Genomic DNA, 19,434 nt, shown 5'->3' with positions numbered 1-19,434 from the left:
GTAGTGAGCGCAACCGTGGTGCTGTTACACCCCATCGCCGATGGTGACGGGGTGTCCTCTCTGCGCGTAGTGAAGCTCGGTGCCCACATCGGGGCACGCATCGACGGAATCGACGTCAACGGCAACCTCGACGTCGCCACGGTGTCCGCGATCAACGATGCCCTTCTTGAACACAAGGTCATCTTCTTCCGCGGCCAACACCACCTCGACGACGACGGACAGTGGGCGTTCGCGCGGTTGCTCGGCACCCCGACCCGGGCGCATCCGACGGTCACCTCGCGCGGCGACCGGATCCTGCCCATCGACTCGCGGTATGACAAAGCGAACAGCTGGCACACCGATGTGACGTTCGTCGACCGCATCCCGAAGGCCTCGCTGCTGCGGGCGGTCACGCTCCCGGACTACGGCGGCACCACGACGTGGGCGTCGACCGAGGTCGCCTACGACCGTCTGCCCGAGCCGTTGCGTGCGCTGGTCGAGAACCTGTGGGCCGTGCACACCAACCAGTACGACTACACGGCCGGTGATCAGGCCGACCACGAGGGCCAGGCCGTTATTGCAGACGACCACCGCAAGTACCGCGAAGAGTTCGAGTCCTCGTACTACGAGACCGAGCATCCGGTGGTGCGGGTCCACCCCGAGACGGGCAGACGTGTGCTGTTGCTCGGGCACTTCATCAAACAGTTCGTGGGGCTCAGTCCCACCGAGTCGGCGACCCTCTTCCAACTGCTCCAGAACCGGGTCATCAAGTTGGAGAATACGATTCGATGGAACTGGGAGTTGGGGGACCTGGCGATCTGGGACAATCGGGCCACGCAGCACTACGCCGTGGCCGACTACGACGACCAGTTCCGCCGGCTCAGCCGGATCACCCTGGCCGGCGACATCCCCGTCGATGTCCACGGACGGCACAGCCGGGTGATCGCCGGCGACGCGTCGCGCTACTCCGAGGTCATCACGCCGGTCGCCCTGGCCGGATGACCGGGCCGGCCGGTCAGAGTCGGTCCATCTCCCGCGCCATCAGGCTGTTCTCCAGATAGCTGTAGTGCGACGGGTAATACGGGCGGGCGCGGTGCGCCCGCCAGCGGTCTGTCACCGAGGACACCGCATGCGACATCATCGTGATGACGTTGTGGTGCGCTTGTGTGCCCGCTGCCGCGGCGGTGCTGAACAGCACCTGCTGTTCGGTGATGAGCACCGGCGCGTGCGTGTGTCGGCGCGTCGTGATGTCTGTCGAGGCTTCGCGTCGGACGGCGGAAACCGGATGGAAAACGCTCATGTCGAAACTTCCTCTGAACCGAGCGCCTTACTCTCCAACGCTCTCATGAAAGAAACGTACGACTGACCGCAGTCATTCCTCACGCGTAGTCCACTACCTCAATAAGGGGCATCTGCGGCCGAACGTCCTTTTACAGAGCGGGTTCTCGCGGCGCAGGTATGGACAGGTCGGATGATTTGTAAAGCCCACCACGCGGGTTGCCATCGGACGGTGGCGCAAAGGGGACCTTCCCTGCGCAACTATCCTCGCGCACAGGACAATTCGACGACCCGTCGGCTCCTGTGGCTCACCCACCCGCCCCGGCGAGGCCGCGAACCACGCTGAGATGAGCTGCGCGCGCCGTCCCAGGCGGCACGCAGTCCGGCCGTGCGACTCCATCGAGTCGCCGAACCGTGCCCCGGTAAATCCCGCCCTAATCGCAGTGACGGCGATAGCGTGGGAACTCGTCGTTTCACACCTGGATAGGAGACTGGGCGATGAGATCCGAATCCGCGCCGGGTATCGCCGGAGTAATCCGGTTCCCGCACCGGCTGCTGGCCGCCGTCGTGGCGTTGTCGGTCGGACTGATCGGGGCCGCGATGCTGGCGCCGGCCCGAGCCGCCGCCGAGGGCGAGACCTACGTCGTCGCTACCGACATCACCTTCGCGCCGTTCGAATTCCAGGACGAGCAAGGAAAATTCGTCGGGATCGACATCGATCTCCTGAACGAGATCGCGGCGAACCAGAAGTTCAACGTGACCATCAAGCCGCTCGGCTTCGATGCCGCGCTGCAGGCCGTCCAGGCCAACCAGGCCGACGGCGTGATCGCGGGCATGTCGATCACCGACGAGCGCAAGAAAGTTTTCGACTTCTCCGACCCTTACTTCGAGTCCGGCGTGCAGATGGCGGTGCTGGAGGACAACCAGGACATCAAGTCCTACGCGGACCTCAAGGGCAAACGGGTCGCGGTGAAGAACGGCACCGAGGGTGCGGCGTTCGCCGAGTCGATCAAGGACAAGTACGGCTTCCAGATCGTCTCATTCGCGGATTCGTCGTCGATGTTCGAGGAGGTCAAGACGGGTAACTCCGTCGCGGTCTTCGAGGACTATCCGGTACTCAACTACAACATCCAACGGGGCAACGGGTTCAAGACCGTCACGCAAAAGGAGAAGGGTTCCAGTTACGGCTTCGCGGTCAACAAGGGTCGCAACGCCGAGTTGCTGGCGAAGTTCAACGCGGGCCTGAAGGAACTCAAGGACTCCGGCCGGTACGACCAGATCATCGAGAAATACCTCGGCGAAGGGGCCGGCGAGGCCGACAACTCGTTCATCGGACTGCTCAAGAGCACATTCCCGTTCCTGATGACCGGCCTGAAGATGACGCTGATCCTCACGGTGGTGTCGATCGCCATCGCGCTGGTGCTCGGTATCGTCTTCGGGCTGTTCCGGGTGTCGCGGTCGATCGTGCTGCGGGCAATCGGTACCACCTACGTCGATATTTTCCGAGGCACTCCGCTGCTGGTACAGGCGTTCTTCATCTACTTCGGTGTCCCGCCGGCACTGGGAATCCAGATGACCGCACTGACCGCGGGCATCATCACGCTCTCGCTCAATGCCGGGGCGTACATGACCGAGATCGTCCGCGGCGGGATCCAGTCGGTGGACAAGGGGCAGATGGAGGCGGCCCGCAGCCTGGGCATCGGTTATCTACCGACGATGCGCAAAGTGATTCTCCCGCAGGCTATTCGGACCATGATCCCGTCGTACGTCAATCAGTTCGTCATCACCCTCAAAGACACCTCGATCCTGTCGGTGATCGGCATCGCCGAACTGACCCAGACCGGGCGACTGATCATCGCCCGCAACCTTCAGTCGTTCACCATGTGGCTGATCATCGGCATCATCTACTTCATCGTCATCATGGCGCTCACCAAATTCTCTGACAGGATCGAGAGTCGGCTTGTAGGAGGCAGAGGGAAATGACCCAGCTGGTACCGGAAGCGGCGGCGGCCGAACCCGAGGGCACTGTCAAGATCCGCATCGAGGGCCTCAAGAAGTCATTCGGCGACCTGGTGGTGCTCGACGGGATCGACACCACGATCAGCAAGGGCGAGGTGGTCTGCGTCATCGGACCGTCCGGATCGGGAAAATCCACCTTTCTGCGGTGCCTCAACAAGCTCGAGGACATCACCGCAGGAAAGGTCACGGTCGACGATTTCGATCTCACCGACCGCAGGGTGGACCTCGACAAGGTCCGTCAGCACATCGGCATGGTCTTCCAGCACTTCAACCTCTTCCCGCACATGACCGTGATCGACAACGTCACGCTGGCGCCGCTGTTGACCAGGAAGATGGACAAGGCCACGGCGGAGAAGCGGGCCATCGAGCTCCTGACTCAGGTCGGGCTGGCGGAGAAGGCCCATGTCAAACCCGCCACGTTGTCGGGTGGCCAGAAGCAGCGCGTCGCGATCGCCCGCGCCCTGGCGATGAACCCGTCGATCATGTTGTTCGACGAGGCCACCAGCGCGCTGGACCCCGAGATGGTCGGCGACGTGCTGCAGGTGCTGCGTGATCTGGCCGAGGGCGGCATGACGATGGTGGTGGTGACCCACGAGATGGGTTTCGCCCGCGAGGTGGCCTCCCGGGTGATCTTCATGGCCGACGGCAACATCGTCGAGGACGATTCGCCGGCCGAGGTGTTCGACAACCCGAAACACCCTCGGCTGCAGGAGTTCTTGTCGAAGGTGCTGTAGTTCAGCCCACGAACAACCCGTCGACCAGCGCCCGGGCCACCACGCCGGCGTCGCGCCGGGCCGCGGCCGGATCGTCGGCGGTCGCGATCAGCAGGGCGGCCTCGTCCAGCGCCCCGACGATCATCGACGCCAGGGTCTCGACGGGAAGGTCGGGGAGTTCACCGGCCTCGACGGCGCTACGGATGCCGTCGCGGAGGGCTCCGAGGTAATTGCGGTTGTCGATCTCGCGCATCTGAGCGAATCCCAGCGCGGCGGGCGCCTGCAACACGCTGATCCGGGCCACGGTGGGGTCGAGGCAGCCGTCGAGGAACTCCTCGATGCCTGTCTCGAGTTGGCCGCGGCTGGTGGCCTGGGCCAGCGCTGCCGGGAGCACCCGCTGTGCCAACTGGCCTTCGACGTCCTCGTAGACCGCTCGGAACACCGCCTCCTTGGTGGGGAAGTGGTAGTACAGGGCGTTTCGGGTCACGGCGGCGACCCGCGCGATGTCCCCGGTGGAGACGCCCGCGTAGCCCCGCTCGACGAACAGTGATCGCGCCGCGGCGACGAGCGCCGAGCGGGTGGCCTCGCTGCGTTGTTCGCGGCCGTCGCGTGCGTCTTCACTCACGGGGAAATTTTAACAAGCTGTATGTATTGATGTTCTGCCAATGATGTGTTTGCATACAGTCTGTATTGATTTATGTCCCGATGCTCGCGGCGAGAGGACAGGTAGATGAACACACTCAGCTCCCGGCGGACGGTCCCGTTGCCCTGCGGCCCGGTCGGCGTGCGCGAATGCGGTGACGGCCGTCCGGTCGTCCTGCTGCACGGGCTCGTCGCCAACGGATTGGTCTGGCGTCACGTGGCTGACGGCCTCGGCAACGGAATCCGTTGCATCGCACCCGATCTGGCGCTCGGCTCGCACATCCCGGCGTTGCCCGACGCCGATCTCACCCTACCCGGGCTGGCCCGCACCGTCGTCGACCTGCTCGACGCGCTGGAGATCCCGCAGGCGGTGCTCGTCGGCAACGGCTACGGCGGCGACATCGCCCAGGTGGTCGCCGCGTGTCACCCGCAGCGGGTCGAGGCCCTGGTGCTCGTCGCCACCAACGCTTTCGACTCCGACCCGTGGCCGGTCAAACTGCTGTCCCGGCTCGCCTCGCTGCCCGGTGCCGGACTGTTGCAGTCGACGTTGATCGGTCTGAAGTCCGTGCAGCGTCTCCGGATCACCTACGGCGGTGCGACCAAGCGCCCCATCCCGGCCGACATCATGGCTTCCTACCTGCGGCCGTTGCGCAGTGATCCGTTGGTGCGAAACGATTTCCGGCGTTTCCTCAGTGGGTTGTCGCCGGCATACCTGGCGGAGTACTCACCCCGGCTGGCCGACTACGACCGACCCGCGCTCGTGGTCTGGCCACGCGAGGAACGTTATTTCCCCGCAGAAGGAGCTGCGCGTCTGGCGCAGACGCTGCCGCAGGCCGCACTCAAATTCATCGACGACTCCTATGCCTGGGTGCCAGAGGACAATCCGGCGCCACTGGTGGGTCTGCTCGACGAATTCCTCCGGCGCCTCGACCGCCCGGCGGAATCCGATCAGCCCGCCTCGACCACGTTGGACTGACCCGATTTGCTCACCTCGGGTTCCCCGCTGCGGTAGGTGACCCGGTTGTCGAATCCTGACACCCCGATGGTTTCGACGGATTCGACGGTGATGACGTTCTCGACGCCGGACACGGTCACCGCGATGCAGTGGCCGAGGATCTCGATCTCGTTCTCGATGCCGCTCACGATCACGGTGTTTTCCCGGCACTCGACGGTCCGGTGCTCCTTGATGCCCGAGACGATCACCGTTTCTCCCGCCGGAACCTCAGTGGGTGCAACGGATCCGGGCACTGGCACTCCGTTGATTGTTGTCTGCCGGATTGTCGTCGACTGGCTGTCGGTGACCGTGTCGGTGTCGGCTGCGTCTGTGGTGCGTGTGTCGGTATTGCTGAACATCACAGTGGCCGCGATACCGCCGGCGACCAGGATCACCGTCAGTGCGCCGAACAGGATGAAGAACGGCGTGGCGCCCGAAGTGCGTCGCGGTTGCGGCGGGGCGGGGTAGGGCTCGTAGCCCGGCCACGGAGCCGGGGGTCCCGGGGGCGGTGGCGGGAATGCGTTGGTCCACGGCTGGGTCGGCGGTGGACCGGAAGGGCCCGCGGCTTTACCGATGCCCAACTCGGATGCTTGGGCGGCGTCAGCCAACGGGCGCTCGAGCTCCCGAATGCGAGCCTCGGGGTCGTCCTTCGGATCCATGCGCAGATGCTCGCACATCTGACCGCCGATGCGGACGGAAAGACCGGCTGCAACCAGGTCGATATGTTTGCTTACCGTGCTGGGGGCGAATGTGCTTCCAGGGTGCGGCGCAGGTGGTATCGCCGTGGGAAAAGGTATTGACACATAACCGGTCTGACCGCGTCGGTGAGAGTGAGGCGCTGTCGGTCCCCGCGCGTAGGCTTGGTCCCACAGGTGGTTTGCTGCGTAAGAAAAGGAATCTCAGTGCCTCAGACAGGACGATGGACCGGGGATCCGGTCTGGCTGGCCGACGTGCTCCGCGCCGAAGGTATCGACCTTGTCGAGTACCCGGGCTGGCGCACCCGGGGGCACGGCGATTTCAAGGACATCCGCGGGGTGATGGTGCATCACACCGGGTCGGACACTGCCACCGCTGCATCGATTGCCAATGGGCGCCCAGACCTGCCCGGGCCGTTGTCGCAGTTGCACATCGCTCGCGACGGAACGGTGACGGTTGTGGCACTAGGGGTGGCCTGGCACGCCGGTGTCGGCATGTATCCGTGGTTGCCGACGAACATGGGCAACTGGCACATGATCGGTATCGAGTGCGCCAACAGCGGTACCAGCCCCACGGCGCCGCATCGCAAAAACTGGCCTGATGCACAGTATTTCGCTCTGGTGCGGTGCTGTGCCGCGATCAACCGCCGGTTGGCGCAGAGCGCAGAACGCACCATAGGGCACAAGGAATACGCCGGCCGCGCGCAAGGCAAGTGGGATCCGGGCGCCATCGACATGGACATCCTGCGCACCGACATCCAGGCGCAGATCGGCGATGTCGGCAAGCCGGCGCCGACACCTCGACCGCCTGTGCCCGTGGGGCAGTACACCGATGTGCTGCTGTATCGGCCCATGGAGGGGCCGGAGGTCGCCGCATTGCAGCGCCTGCTCAAGTCCGCCTACGCGGCATATGCGGGGGATCTCGAGGTCGACGGTGTCTTCGGACCGCAGACCGAGGCTGCGGTCAAGGAGTTCCAACGGCGCACCCGCGGGCTGAAGGTCGACGGCATCGTCGGCCCGGCCACCGCGGCCGCACTGCGGCTCTGACGCCTGCCGCGCAAACTTTCGCACCCTGCGTTCCCGACGAAGGTGTTGTCTTAGGCTAACCAAACTTCTATGGTTAACCGAATACTTCTCCTTCAAATTAAGGAACCGCTGATGAAGCGCCTGATCTGCCTGGTAGCCAGCGCTGTTGTCGTGCCCTTTTCAGTGGTGACAGCGCCCCTCGCCAGCGCCGAGGACTTCGCCATCACGGCGCCCGTCCCCACGCTGGAGGAACTCAATGCCCAGATCCAGCTACTCGTGGCGAGCCAGGCGCCGGATCACGTCAAGGCCGCACAACTAGAGGGCGGATCACGGGCGGTGATCGTGCCGAAGATGGTCTACCGGATCGGCATCTTTCGCGCCCCGAAAGGCTCGGCGGTGGTGACCGGGCCCGAAACCCACGACGGCAACAGTCACACCGCGGTGATCAACGGCAGCCGCGTCGGTCAGCCCACCCTGCAGATCCCCGCCGAATGGCGCTATATCGACGGGCAATGGAAGCTGGCGAGCAAGTCGATGTGCAACGGCATCTCGACCCTGGGCCTGCCCATTCCGTGCAATTTCCAGTGATCCGGCGATGATCGAGGTCCGCGGGCTGACCAAGGCGTTCGGGAACACGCCGGCGCTGACCGATGTCAGCGCTTCCTTCCCGGCCGGTACGGTCACCGGTCTGCTCGGACTCAACGGTGCCGGAAAAACCACGCTGCTCCGTGTGATCGCAGGCATGGAGCGGGCCGACAGCGGCTCAGTGACGTTGTGCGGGAATCCAATTGACGACTGCGCCGAACCCATGCGGATGCTGGGTGTGCACTTCGACCCGATGGCGATGGATCCGCGACACAGCGCCCAGCGCCATCTGTCGTGGCTGGCGGCGCTGGGCGACGTCGCCCGCGGACGTATCGACGATGTGCTGGAGCAGGTGGGGCTGGCCGAACTCCGGCACCGACGCGTCGCGCAACTGTCGATGGGCGCACGGCAGCGGCTCGCCATCGCCAGCGCCCTATTGGCCGAACCACAGGCGCTGATCTTCGACGAGCCCGTCAATGGCCTGGACGTCCCCGGCATCGTCTGGCTGCGGGAGTTGTTGCGGCAGTTGGCTGCCGAAGGGAGGACCGTGGTGGTGGCCAGCCATCTGCTCGGCGAGGTGGCGTTGACCGCGGACCGGCTGCTGGTGATGGACCGAGGTCGGGTGGCCGCCGCGGGCAGCCTTGACGAGATCCTGCCTGCCGATGCCGATGCCGATCCGCGTCAGCACCTTGAGGCCCTACTCCTGCGGATGGCCGCGGCGTGAGCGGGGCGGTGCTGCGCAGCATGCGCGGCGAGATGATCCGCACCGGCGGCCGCGGGCCGCTGTGGAGTGTCCTGGTCCCGGCCGCGGTGGTCCTTCCCACCGTGATCACGTTCCTGATCGCCTATGTCGCAGAGCGATTCGCCCGAATCCCGGGCCAGAGCTATGTCCAGCAGGTGTCGACCACGAACGCGGCGTACTGGGTGATCACGGTGACCGTCGTGCTGGCTGCGTTGGCGGCAGCCCACGGCCAGGCCCACGAATTCCGCTACGGAGCACACCAATACGTGCGGTTCGCACTGCCACGTGCATCGGCGGCCCTCGCCGGCAAGTGGTTGTTCTACGGACTGCTCGGGGCCTTGGTGGCGGCAGCCATGGTGGTGCTGGTGCTCGTCGCACTGCCCTGGGTGTCGGGGTCGGTCTACGGGCAGGTCTCGTTGACCGATCCGCACGGTGTGCGTCTGCTGTGGACGGTGCCCGTCTACGCGTTCTTCGCGGCGGGTCTCGGGCTCGGCGTGGGTGCGGTGATCAGAACACCGGCCGCAGCCGTCGGAGTGATCCTGTTGTGGGTGTACGTCATCGAAACTGCCGTCGGCTACCTGCCCGGCGGCTATTCGCTGCAACGGTTCATGCCGTTTCTCAACGGGGTCTTCTCCACCGGGCAGGACATCGTCCTGAACCCGCCATGGGGACCCGACCTGGCCCTGGCGTACACGTGCGCCTTGTTTTCCGTTGTCCCGCTGTGCAGTACGTGGTGCATGGCCCGCAGAGGAGGAATCACGAGATGACCGGCAAGAACGATCTGCCGCTGGCGCAACGGTCCGACGCCGATCTGCCCGGGCACTGGCTGCTGGCCCGGCTCGGCAAGAGGGTGCTCCGCCCCGGAGGGCTGGAGCTGACCACCCGACTGCTCGCTGCCGCCCGAATCAGCGGCGCCGACGTCGTCGAACTCGGGCCCGGGCTGGGCCGGACCGCCACCGACATCGCCGCATGCGGGCCCCGCTCGTACGTCGGCGTCGACGACAGCTCGACCACGTCGGCCCCGCTGCAGAAAGTGGTGGCCGACACCGGCGGCCGGTTGGTGGCTGCCGACGCCGCCAGCACCGGACTGGACGCCGGCTCGGCCGATGTGGTCGTCGGCGAGGCCATGCTGACCATGCAGGGCGACAAGGCCAAGCAGGCCATCGTCGACGAGGCCTTCCGGGTCCTGCGCCCCGGTGGGCGCTACGCCATCCACGAACTGGGCCTGATGCCCGACCAACTCGCCGACGAGATCAAGGACGACATCCGCCGCCAGATGGCCCGCGCCATCAAGGTCAACGCCCGGCCGCTGACCGTGGCCGAATGGACCGAGCTGCTGACCGGCGCGGGATTCGAGGTGGTCACTGTCGAACGTGCCCCGATGGCGCTGCTGGAACCGCGCCGGGTGATCGCCGACGAAGGCCTGTTCGGAGCGCTGCGCATCGTCGGCAACGTGCTGACGCACCCGGCCGCCCGCAAGCGGGTCCTCCACATGCGCAAGACCTTCAACCGCTACCGCGATCATCTGACCGCGGTGGCGATCGTCGCCACGGTGCCTGCCGCAGAATCGAAATGACTCCCGCCGCCGTGCCGAATGGGCGGCCCGCCGCCGTGCCCGATAGGCGGCCCGCCGCCGTGCATGATGTGGTCATGCCCCGGCACGGTCAACGCATCGAATCGGATCGGGCAGTCGGCCAGCAGCGGCAGCGGGTTCTCGACCTACTGCGCGCCGCAGACAGCCCGGTGGACGCCCGACAGATCTCCGAGACACTGCAGATCCACGTCACCACCGCCCGGTTTCACCTGAGCACCCTCGAAGACCAGGGCGTCATCCGCCGCGGCGGGGCGACATCCGGGGGTGGGCGCGTCGGACGACCGCGGCTGACCTATGAGATCGCCCCACGACTCGACTACGCCGACATCGTCGCGCTGTTCGCCGCGCACCTCGGCGGTACCCCCGCCGAACGGGAAGCTCGGGCACTGCGCATCGGTGCCGATCTGGCCCGTCGAGTACGCGTGGCGCGCCGGCGCAGTGAGACGTCGATCGCCGACCTGGTGGTGGCCACCCTGGGTGAGCTGGGATTTCAGGTCCGCTCGGTGCTCACCTCGTTCGGTGAGGTGGCCGTGGAGATCTGCACCTGCCCGCTGGCCGAGGTCGCGGTGGATTCTCCCGAGGTCGTGCGTGGCATCCAGCAGGGCCTGATCCAGGAAGTGATCGACTTGAACGCCGAGGTCATCGGCGGTCGGTACGCGGCGTCGGTGCGGCCCGACGCCCGGCACGGGTCGTGCGAAGTGAGCCTCGTCCTTCGGCCGGTGTCGGGGTAGTTGCTGCCGACAGCGAACTGCCGATTCGGCATGACTCATCTTTCACAGCAGTAACACATATCGGCCGTCACTGCAGGCTGCCCGGTGTTGACGCTCTGGAAAGTTTGCTGGCGTGTCGCAGTGTGATCTACCGCTCACTTTTGCCGGCGATGGTAAGAATTGCTATTGACGGTCCCGCTGCTCGTGAAATGCGCCACGTCTAACCCAGCCTGCGAAGTCCCTGGTAACAGGGTTTTAATCAAATGCGACCAAAAGGTAACGAGTCGATAACGAAGAATTTCCTAAGCGCATTCTGAGAGAGAATTGGCCTGTGCGACTTATTCGCTGTGAAGTCGTCCGGGACCTGTCGGTTTCGTCGCTAGACTCAATGCAACCGCGCCACTCCCGGCGCAGATCAACCTGGAATCTAGAGCCGGTGACATCCTTGCCGGCGGAGGTGCCGATAACGATGGCAAACAACTTCCTGCGCGCGCTGGTCGCAGCGCTGCGCGCTGGCCACGATAATCGCGCCACCGACGATTCGACTGCTCGCAGCGTCGCATTCGACGGTGCACTGGACGACATCGACGTGGCCGGTCTGGCCGCGGTCGGACGCGGGCCGATCGGCGACATCGCCATCGATCCCGAGCGTGACACCGTGGTGGTCACCAACACCGGCGCGCAGAGCCTGACCGTGATCAACCCTCACACCATGGGTGTTGTGGGTTCGGTCCGCCTCGCCGGAGACCCGTTCGCCGTCGTCGTCGCGGATGACCGCGCCTACGTCAGCGTCGCCACCCCCGGGCACGACGCGATCGTGGCGGTCGACACGATCACCGGTGCGGTGCTCAACGAGTACCCGCTGGCCTTCAGCGTCACCGCCCTGTCCATCAGCCCTGACGGCAAGCGGGTGTTCGCCGGCCGCGCGGGCCACGAGCGCATCGACATCGCGGTCATCGACACCACCGCCGAGCGCGTCGGCACCATCGACATCGCCACCGGTGCGGGTGTCAACCTCGACGCCCTGCAGATCGACTCGACCGGCAAGCGCCTGTACGTCGCCACCTCGGACTTCCGCGGCAGCCGGTTGGTCGTCGTCAACACCGAGACCGCTCAGGCGCAGGCCACGGTCTGGATCGGTGCTCCGATCCGTGACATCGCGATCGGCGACGGCGTTGCCTACGTGCTCACCTCCGACCTGGCGCATCGCGGTGTGGTGCACACCGTGGACCTGTCCGCGGGGACCGTGGTGGACGCTGTCGAGATCGGCGGGGCACCGACCCAGCTGGTGCTGAACCCTGATGCCACCCGCGCGTACGTGGTCGACTACGACCGTGTCATCGTCTGGTGCACGTTGACCAGCGAGATTCAAGGCAGCATCGACGTGCACGAACAGCCTGCGGCGGTTGCCTTGCAGGACAACGGCACCCGGCTCTACATCGCCGACTACGCCGGCCAGGTCAACGTCTTCGACGTCGCCGAATCGCTGTACTCGCAGCTGGTGTCGACGGATGCAGTCGAGATGCACCAACTGCCCGCGCTGGCGCCGGCCGGCGTCTGATTCAACGCCACCTGTAGCGGGTGCGCGGCCGCCCGGCCTTGCCGTACTCCGTGGCGCGGGTGACGGTACCTTCGTCGGCCAGGCGCTCGAGATAGCGCCACGCCGTCACCCGTGACACTCCGACCCGCTTGGCCGCCTCGTCGGCGGTCAGGCCGTCGGGTTCGTCGCGCACAGCCGCGGCAATCCCTTCTGTGGTCTGCGGCGCCGCACCCTTTGCCGAAGATCGGGCAGATTCGCTTGAGGCAACACGCAATTCGGCCAAAGCCCGGTCGACCTCGGACTGGCTGGCGGCATCGGTTCCCGACGGCAGCGCCGAACGGTATCGGCCGTAGCGCTCCAGCCGATCGCGAAAGGCCGCGAAGGTGAACGGTTTGAGCAGGTACGCCAGGGCGCCATGGGCCACTGCGGCGCGGACCATCTCCAGATCACGCTCGGAGGTGATCGCGATGATGTCGGGTGCCGGTCGCAACCCGGAAAGCCCGGATGCCAACGAGATTCCGCTGGCGTCAGGCAATCCGAGATCCAGCAGAACCAGGTCCACCGGATGCTCGGAGGCCGCGACTCCGGCTGCCGCGCGCATCGCGTCGCGGGCGGTGTGCGCCACCGCTGCCACCGAAAACCCTTCCAGGCGACCGAGATAGGTCTGGTGGGCCTCGGCGATCAACGGATCGTCCTCGACGATGAGCACATTGATCATGGGCTGTACCCTCGGCTGTTCGCGCAAGCGCTCATCGCGGCACCGTTGCCGTGACCACGGAGCCGTACGTGACGTCGGTGTGCAGCGTCCCGCCGTGCCGTTTGACCGTCTGCGCCACCAGAGCCAGGCCCAGGCCGTGGCCGGAGGCATCGGATTTCGTCGAATATCCGCGCTGCATAGCCCTTTCGAAGGTGTCCGGATCCATCCCGGGTCCGCTGTCGGCGACCCGGATCAACAACTCGCGATCGTCCTGGCTCACCGTGACCTCGATCCACGGATCCTCACGGTCACACGCATCCATGGCATTGTCGATCAGGTTACCCAGCACCGTCACCATCTCCTGTCCGGAGAGCACGGTGTCGGCGGACAACTGGGTGTCCTCCGTGACGGTCAGTGCGATCCCACGTTCGTCCGCCTGAGCCGTCTTGCCGAGAAGTAGTGCCACCAGAGCCGGTTCACCCACGGCCTGCGACAACCGGTCCACCAGGAGTTGGGACAACTCCAACTCGCTGGTGGCGAACCGGACGGCGTCCTCGGGCCGGCCCATCTCCACCATGGTGACCACCGTGTGCAGCTTGTTCGCCGACTCGTGCGCCTGTGCCCGCAACGAGTCGGTCAGGACCTGCAGCGAGCTGAGTTCACCCAGGGCACCCTGTAGTTCGGTGCGATCACGGATCGTGACGACCTCGGATCCGGAACCGGCGACGCGGGCCCGGTTGACCACGAGCACCCGGTCCCCGGTGACATGCAACTCGTCGCGCACCCCAGGGGCGGTGCTGCGCAGAAATTCCGGCAGGTCCTGTGTCCGCACCGGCCCAGGCCCGAGCCCCAGCAGTCGGCGGGCCTCGTCGTTCACCAGCGCCACACCGTCACGATCGAGCACGATGAGCCCCTCGGACACCGAATGCAGGATCGCGTCGTGGTGGTCGTACATGACCCGCAACTCGTCGGGTCGCAGCCCCCGCGTCTGACGCAGCAGCCTGCGCCGGATGGCCCACACCCCGACCAGCGAAATCCCCAGCGCGGCAGCGGTTACCGCAACGATCACCGGGATCTGCGCACGCCAGCGCTGCCCCAGGGTCTGCTGGGTGATCCCCGCCGACACCAGACCCACGATGCGGCCGTCGCGACCACGCACCGGTGCGATCGCGCGCACCGACGGGCCCAGCGTCCCGGTGTAGACCTCGCTGAAGGTGTCGCCGCGCAGCGCCGGCTCGACCGTGCCCAGGTAATGGCCGCCGATCTGGCTGGGATCGGTGTGGGTGAACCGGATGCCGTCCGGCGTCATGATCGTGATGAACGCGATGCCCGTCGCGGTACGCACCGCCTCGGTTACCGGCTGCAAAACCTGTGTCGCAGTGCCGGATTCGATGGCCGCGGCAGTCGACGGCGAATCGGCCAGGGCCGTGGCGATACCGATCACCTGTTGCCGGGCCGCATCCTCACCATCGCGGCGGGCATCGAGGAGGGCCAGCGCCGTGCCTGCCAGCACCACCACTGCGACCACGAGGACCTGCAGGGCGATGGCCTGCCCCGCCAATGAGCGCGGCCAGACCCGCCCCGACAGTCGTCGCCACCAACGCGTCACCGCACCTCCGATTGTGAAGGCAACAATCTTCCCAAATAGTGGCGCGGATATCCGCTGGTAGCGAGTTCGCGCCGGCAATTCTGCGACCTTCGCGACCGTCAATTCGGGGCTGCTGTTCGCGGGCGCGGAGTCGTAGAATCTGACCATGAGCAGGGGTCGAGGGTAGATCCAAGGGAGACCTGCGATGAGCGTGATTCATCGCTTGACGACCATCATCATGGCCGCGGTTGCGTCACTGGCAGTGGTGACGGCGATTTCCCCGGCGGTCGGTAACGCGACCGAGTGCGGGGTGGGCACCGTCTTCGACCCACCGTCGAACACCTGCGTGGCGGCGCCGTTGCCGCCGCCTCCGCCACCCCCGCCGCCGGCGTGGAACGGCGATATCACGCCCTACTTCTCGGTCGGCATCTGCGCACCGATCCCATTCGTCTCGCTCTGCACAGGCATCTGAGCAATCGATCGTCGATCCGGTCCCCGAAGCCGCTCGCGTAGGGGGCCGGATCGCTGCGTGAACGTAATGAACTAAAACGTGACGTGGCTCACCCTATGGTCGAAGGTGCTTGTTACAGCGCATTCGAAGTCAACTGGAGGTGGCACCGATGACCGTGTCCGTAGACCCGCAATCAGAGCCGGCGTCCCCGCAGCGTCGCGACCGCACCCACTGGCTCTACATTGCGGTGATCGCGGCCGTCGTCGTCGGCGTGGTGGTCGGTCTCGTCGCACCCGAGGTCGGTAAGAGCGTCGGTGTTCTCGGCACCATGTTCGTCAGCCTGATCAAGATGATGATCGGCCCCATCATCTTCTGCACGATCGTGTTGGGCATCGGCTCGGTGCGCAAGGCCGCCACCGTCGGGAAGGTCGGAGGTCTGGCCTTCGGCTACTTCCTGGTGATGTCCACGATCGCGTTGACCATCGGGCTGGTGGTCGGCAACCTGATCCACCCGGGCAGCGGCATGCACCTGTCGGAGAGCTCGGCAGGCAAGGGCGCCGAGCTCGCGGAGAAAGCGCACGAGGCCGGTGGGTTGATGGACTTCGTCCAGGGCATCATCCCCGAGACGCTGTTCTCCTCACTGACGGCCGGAAGCGTGCTGCAGGCCCTGTTCGTGGCGCTGCTGGTCGGATTCGCGCTGCAGGGCATGGGCAGCGCCGGCGAGCCGATCCTGCGCGGCATCGAGTACCTGCAGAAGCTCGTGTTCAAGGTGCTGATCATGATCCTGTGGCTCGCGCCGATCGGCGCGTTCGGCGCGATCGCCAACGTCGTCGGGCAGACCGGCTGGACTGCCGTCACGCAGCTGCTGACCCTGATGCTGGGCTTCTACGTGACCTGCGTGCTGTTCGTCTTCGGCGTGCTCGGTGTATTACTGCGTGCCGTGTCGGGCGTGTCCATCTTCAAACTGGTCCGGTACCTGGCCCGCGAATACCTGCTGATCTTCTCGACGTCGTCGTCGGAGTCGGCGCTGCCGCGCCTCATCGCCAAGATGGAGCACCTGGGCGTCGACCGCAGCACCGTCGGTGTCGTTGTGCCGACCGGGTATTCGTTCAACCTCGACGGCACCGCGATCTACCTGACCATGGCGGCGCTGTTCATCGCCGACGCGCTGAGCGCTCCGATGTCCGTCGGCCAGCAGATCGGCCTGCTGGTGTTCATGATCGTCGCGTCGAAGGGAGCCGCCGGGGTGACCGGCGCCGGACTGGCCACGCTGGCCGGCGGCCTGCAGGCGCACCGCCCGGATCTGCTCGACGGGGTCGGACTGATCGTCGGAATCGACCGGTTCATGTCCGAGGCCCGCGCCGTGACCAACTTCTCCGGCAATGCGGTGGCCACTCTGCTCGTCGGCTCGTGGACGCACACCGTGGACAAGACCAAGGTCGACGCGGTGCTGCGCGGGGACGACCCGTTCGACGAGCTCACCATGGTCGACGACCACTCCACGGCCGTCGCCGAACCCGCGCGCGTCTAGCCCCACGACAAAAGGCCCGGCCGGGACATCCGGCCGGGCCATTCGCGTTGAACCGGTGCCGAGCCTGGCCCGTAACAGCGGGCAGGACATCACCGAAAAGGTGTATGCGAGAAGAAAGAAGACACGACCATGCGAGCATCAATCATCATGCTCGCCGCGTCGGGGGCGGCAGTAAGCACGATTCTGGCGCCGGCAGTGCCGGCACATGCCGATTCCGCGGTCGAGACCATCGGACTGCTGGAAGCCCAGGGCTTCTACGTCAACATCGACCGGGTGGGTAGCGCCCCACTCGATCAGTGCACCGTCACGAGCATCCGCAACCCGCAGACCCAGACCAGGCTGATCCGGGTCGAACGGTTCGGCAAGAACGGCGCGAAGGATTTCGACCTTGTACCCGTGGTGGTGCGCCGAACCATCACGGTGTCACTGGACTGTTCCAGGTGAGCGTCAGCGCTGGCAGTTGAGCGACACCGACACGGTCCGGCTGGTGACCGACGGCACGAGGATCCGATCACCGCCCAGTCCCGGCCCGACGTAGGGCACCAACTGGCTGACCTGCTGTGGGTTGCGCACGCTGGTGACCGTGCACTGGTCCAGTGGCGCGGTCCCGATCTTGTCGATGGTGACGGTGTAGCCCTCCGACTGCAGGCGGTTGATCGTCTCCTGGGCCGTCTCCTCGGCCGAGGCCACCGCGGACGACGCGCCCGTCACGCCCAACACAGCCAGCCCGACTGCCGCCAGCAGCGACTTCGTGCGCATCGGACCCGTCCTTCCGTCGTTGTCCGTCCATCTTCCCCTAAGTACATCGTTCGGGAAATTCGAATCGTTCCCGCCGGCACCGATGAAAGACCGCATACCATCGCGCCCGTGAAGAGCACGATGCAGAACTGGCCGTTGACGATCACCGCGATCCTGCGGCACGCCTGCGGGGTCAACGGCGACCGGACCGTGACCACCGCATGCGGCGAGGGCCGCTATCGCACGATCAACTACCGCGAGCTGGGCGGACAGGCGGCCCAACTGGCGCATGCCCTGCGTGGGCTCGGGATCGACGGGGACCAGCGCGTCGGCACCTTCATGTGGAACAACACCGAGCACCTTGCCGCCTACCTCGCCGTGCCCGCGATGGGCGCTGTCCTGCACACCCTGAACATCCGGTTGTCGGCCGAGCAGATCGCCTACATCGCCAACGAGGCGGCCGATCAGGTCGTCATCGCCGACGCCTCCGTGGTGCCCCTGCTCGCCCCCGTGCTGCCACTACTGGAGACCGTGCACACCGTGGTCGTGGTGGGTGAGGGCGACGTGGAGGCGTTGAAGGGCGTGACGGTCGTGCGCTGGGACGATCTGCTGGCCGGGCAGCCAGAAGAATTCGACTGGCCGGAGATCGACGAAAACTCTGCGGCGGCAATGTGTTACACGAGCGGCACGACCGGAAATCCGAAAGGTGTGGTGTACAGCCACCGGTCGAGCTACCTGCATGCGCTGAACACCTGCACCGCCAATGCGCTCGACGTCAGCTGCGGTGACACCGTGCTGCCCATCGTCCCGATGTTCCACGCCAACGCGTGGGGCCTGCCGTATGCGGCGCTGATGGCCGGCGCCAACGTGGTGATGCCCGACCGGTTCATGGACGGTGCCTCGCTGATCAACCTGATCGAAACGCAGCGCCCGACGCTGGCCGGGGCCGTGCCCACCATCTGGAACGACGTCATGCACTGTCTGGAAAAGAATCCCGGACATGACATTTCGTCGCTGCGGCTGGTCGCCTGCGGCGGTTCGGCCGTGCCGCTCTCCCTGATGAAGACCTTCCAGGAGACCTACGGTGTGCACATCCAGCAGGCGTGGGGGATGACCGAGACCTCGCCACTGGCCACGGTGGCCAAGCCGCTGCCCGGGGTGTCCGAGGAGCGGCAGTGGGAGATGCGGGTCAGCCAGGGCAGGCCGATGTGCGGCGTGGAGGTGCGCGTCGTCGACGACGAGGGTGCCGCGCTGCCCAGCGACGGTTCCGCGGTCGGCGAACTGGAGGTACGCGGCCCGTGGATCACCGGGGCCTACTACCTGGGCCGTGACGCCGAGAAGTTCGACACCGGCTGGCTGCGCACCGGAGACGTCGGCGTGATCGATCCGCAGGGCTACGTGACGCTGACCGACCGCGCCAAGGACGTCATCAAGTCCGGCGGCGAGTGGATCTCCTCGGTGGAGTTGGAGAACCATCTCATCGCCCACCCCGCGGTGCTCGAGGCGGCCGTGGTCGGGGTGCCCGACGAGCGCTGGCAGGAACGCCCGCTGGCCGTCGTGGTCTTGAACGAGGGCGCTTCAGCGGAAGCGGCTGAACTGCGGGAGTTCCTGGCGGACAAGGTGGTTCGCTGGTGGCTGCCCGAGCGGTGGACGTTCATCGAGCAGGTGCCACGCACCAGCGTCGGCAAGTACGACAAGAAGACGATCCGGGCCCGGCACGCCGACGGAGCGTACGAGGTGGTCACGCTCTAGTTCGCCGTTGGTCCGCCGTCCCCGCCTTGTCCGTCCCCGCCATTCGCACCCATTAGTGTGACAACGGGTGGCAGGCGGCGGGGCGGGACTCGCTAGACATCCCAGGACCGCAAGTTGTCAAGCGGCCTCGGTGTCCCGGGTGGTGTGACGGTGTGCCCAG

21 protein-coding genes are annotated in these 19,434 nt (G+C 66.0%); 15 read left to right on the top strand and 6 right to left on the bottom strand.

The window, feature by feature from the left end; all coding sequences use genetic code 11:
* Positions 1–51 precede the first annotated feature (51 nt).
* Positions 52–981, top strand: coding sequence for a TauD/TfdA dioxygenase family protein (locus tag AC4LGL_RS16615; RefSeq protein WP_491839925.1), 930 nt, complete (start codon positions 52–54; stop codon positions 979–981).
* 13 nt (positions 982–994) lie between these two features.
* On the opposite strand, the gene AC4LGL_RS16610 is transcribed toward AC4LGL_RS16615, so the two are convergent.
* A complete protein-coding gene (locus AC4LGL_RS16610; RefSeq protein WP_491839734.1) occupies positions 995–1,279 on the bottom strand; it encodes a hypothetical protein in 285 nt (94 codons plus the stop codon).
* Between the two features lie 476 nt (positions 1,280–1,755).
* Between AC4LGL_RS16610 and AC4LGL_RS16605 the strand changes: the two genes are divergently transcribed.
* Together AC4LGL_RS16605 and AC4LGL_RS16600 are read left to right on the top strand one after the other, a co-directional pair.
* A complete protein-coding gene (locus tag AC4LGL_RS16605; protein ID WP_491839733.1) occupies positions 1,756–3,240 on the top strand; it encodes an amino acid ABC transporter substrate-binding protein/permease in 1,485 nt (494 codons plus the stop codon).
* Positions 3,237–4,010, top strand: coding sequence for an amino acid ABC transporter ATP-binding protein (locus AC4LGL_RS16600; RefSeq protein WP_491839732.1), 774 nt, complete (start codon positions 3,237–3,239; stop codon positions 4,008–4,010). Before AC4LGL_RS16605 ends, AC4LGL_RS16600 begins: the two co-directional genes overlap by 4 nt.
* 1 nt (position 4,011) lies before the next feature.
* Here the strand turns inward: AC4LGL_RS16600 and AC4LGL_RS16595 are convergent, their stop codons facing one another.
* On the bottom strand, positions 4,012–4,614 hold the full coding sequence (locus AC4LGL_RS16595) for a TetR/AcrR family transcriptional regulator (protein ID WP_491839731.1): 603 nt from the start codon (positions 4,612–4,614) through the stop codon (positions 4,012–4,014).
* Between the two features lie 105 nt (positions 4,615–4,719).
* Between AC4LGL_RS16595 and AC4LGL_RS16590 the strand changes: the two genes are divergently transcribed.
* A complete protein-coding gene (locus AC4LGL_RS16590) occupies positions 4,720–5,607 on the top strand; it encodes an alpha/beta fold hydrolase (protein ID WP_491839730.1) in 888 nt (295 codons plus the stop codon).
* Here the strand turns inward: AC4LGL_RS16590 and AC4LGL_RS16585 are convergent.
* The gene (locus AC4LGL_RS16585; protein ID WP_491839729.1) at positions 5,580–6,284 is read right to left on the bottom strand and encodes a DUF3060 domain-containing protein; all 705 of its coding nucleotides are present in this window, start codon (positions 6,282–6,284) and stop codon (positions 5,580–5,582) included. The genes AC4LGL_RS16590 and AC4LGL_RS16585 overlap by 28 nt on opposite strands.
* 243 nt (positions 6,285–6,527) lie before the next feature.
* Between AC4LGL_RS16585 and AC4LGL_RS16580 the strand changes: the two genes are divergently transcribed.
* From AC4LGL_RS16580 to AC4LGL_RS16550, 7 genes are all read left to right on the top strand, one after another.
* Positions 6,528–7,367, top strand: coding sequence for a peptidoglycan recognition protein family protein (locus tag AC4LGL_RS16580; protein ID WP_491839728.1), 840 nt, complete (start codon positions 6,528–6,530; stop codon positions 7,365–7,367).
* 111 nt (positions 7,368–7,478) lie between these two features.
* On the top strand, positions 7,479–7,934 hold the full coding sequence (locus tag AC4LGL_RS16575) for an MTB12 C-terminal domain-containing protein (RefSeq protein WP_491839727.1): 456 nt from the start codon (positions 7,479–7,481) through the stop codon (positions 7,932–7,934).
* 7 nt (positions 7,935–7,941) lie between these two features.
* Positions 7,942–8,655 (top strand): ABC transporter ATP-binding protein, encoded by a 714-nt coding sequence (locus tag AC4LGL_RS16570; RefSeq protein WP_491839726.1) that lies wholly within the window; start codon positions 7,942–7,944, stop codon positions 8,653–8,655.
* Complete coding sequence (locus tag AC4LGL_RS16565; protein WP_491839725.1) at positions 8,652–9,440, top strand: ABC transporter permease; 789 nt, start codon at positions 8,652–8,654, stop codon at positions 9,438–9,440. Before AC4LGL_RS16570 ends, AC4LGL_RS16565 begins: the two co-directional genes overlap by 4 nt.
* Positions 9,437–10,249 (top strand): methyltransferase domain-containing protein, encoded by an 813-nt coding sequence (locus AC4LGL_RS16560; protein ID WP_491839724.1) that lies wholly within the window; start codon positions 9,437–9,439, stop codon positions 10,247–10,249. The genes AC4LGL_RS16565 and AC4LGL_RS16560 overlap by 4 nt, the downstream gene beginning before the upstream one ends.
* A 74-nt stretch (positions 10,250–10,323) precedes the next feature.
* Entirely contained in the window at positions 10,324–10,998 is a 675-nt protein-coding gene (locus AC4LGL_RS16555; protein ID WP_491839723.1) for a helix-turn-helix transcriptional regulator, read from the top strand.
* 448 nt (positions 10,999–11,446) lie between these two features.
* Positions 11,447–12,538: an MmpL3/TtfA transport complex stabilizer gene (locus AC4LGL_RS16550; RefSeq protein ID WP_491839722.1), complete on the top strand. Its 1,092-nt coding sequence runs from the start codon at positions 11,447–11,449 to the stop codon at positions 12,536–12,538.
* Between the two features lies 1 nt (position 12,539).
* Here the strand turns inward: AC4LGL_RS16550 and AC4LGL_RS16545 are convergent, their stop codons facing one another.
* Together AC4LGL_RS16545 and AC4LGL_RS16540 are read right to left on the bottom strand one after the other, a co-directional pair.
* Positions 12,540–13,235 carry a response regulator gene (locus tag AC4LGL_RS16545; RefSeq protein ID WP_491839721.1) on the bottom strand — a complete coding sequence of 232 codons (696 nt, stop codon included), beginning with the start codon at positions 13,233–13,235 and terminating at the stop codon, positions 12,540–12,542.
* 31 nt (positions 13,236–13,266) lie between these two features.
* Entirely contained in the window at positions 13,267–14,823 is a 1,557-nt protein-coding gene (locus AC4LGL_RS16540) for a sensor histidine kinase (protein WP_491839720.1), read from the bottom strand.
* A gap of 184 nt (positions 14,824–15,007) precedes the next feature.
* On the opposite strand from AC4LGL_RS16540, the gene AC4LGL_RS16535 reads away from it, so the two are divergent.
* The 3 genes from AC4LGL_RS16535 (at position 15,008) to AC4LGL_RS16525 (ending at position 17,228) form a co-directional block, all read left to right on the top strand.
* The gene (locus AC4LGL_RS16535) at positions 15,008–15,274 is read left to right on the top strand and encodes a hypothetical protein (RefSeq protein WP_491839719.1); all 267 of its coding nucleotides are present in this window, start codon (positions 15,008–15,010) and stop codon (positions 15,272–15,274) included.
* Positions 15,275–15,422: 148 nt separating this feature from the next.
* The gene (locus tag AC4LGL_RS16530; RefSeq protein WP_491839718.1) at positions 15,423–16,784 is read left to right on the top strand and encodes a cation:dicarboxylate symporter family transporter; all 1,362 of its coding nucleotides are present in this window, start codon (positions 15,423–15,425) and stop codon (positions 16,782–16,784) included.
* Between the two features lie 129 nt (positions 16,785–16,913).
* Entirely contained in the window at positions 16,914–17,228 is a 315-nt protein-coding gene (locus AC4LGL_RS16525; RefSeq protein WP_491839717.1) for a hypothetical protein, read from the top strand.
* A gap of 3 nt (positions 17,229–17,231) precedes the next feature.
* Here AC4LGL_RS16525 and AC4LGL_RS16520 read toward each other — a convergent pair whose 3' ends face one another.
* A complete protein-coding gene (locus AC4LGL_RS16520) occupies positions 17,232–17,543 on the bottom strand; it encodes a hypothetical protein (RefSeq protein WP_088305606.1) in 312 nt (103 codons plus the stop codon).
* Positions 17,544–17,651: 108 nt separating this feature from the next.
* Between AC4LGL_RS16520 and AC4LGL_RS16515 the strand changes: the two genes are divergently transcribed.
* Complete coding sequence (locus AC4LGL_RS16515; RefSeq protein WP_491839716.1) at positions 17,652–19,274, top strand: long-chain fatty acid--CoA ligase; 1,623 nt, start codon at positions 17,652–17,654, stop codon at positions 19,272–19,274.
* The last annotated feature ends 160 nt before the right edge of the window (positions 19,275–19,434 follow it).

This window comes from Mycolicibacterium arcueilense (genome assembly GCF_058536225.1).
The sequence above is the reverse complement of the archived record's forward strand: the minus strand, read 5'-3'. Positions and strand labels throughout refer to the sequence as shown.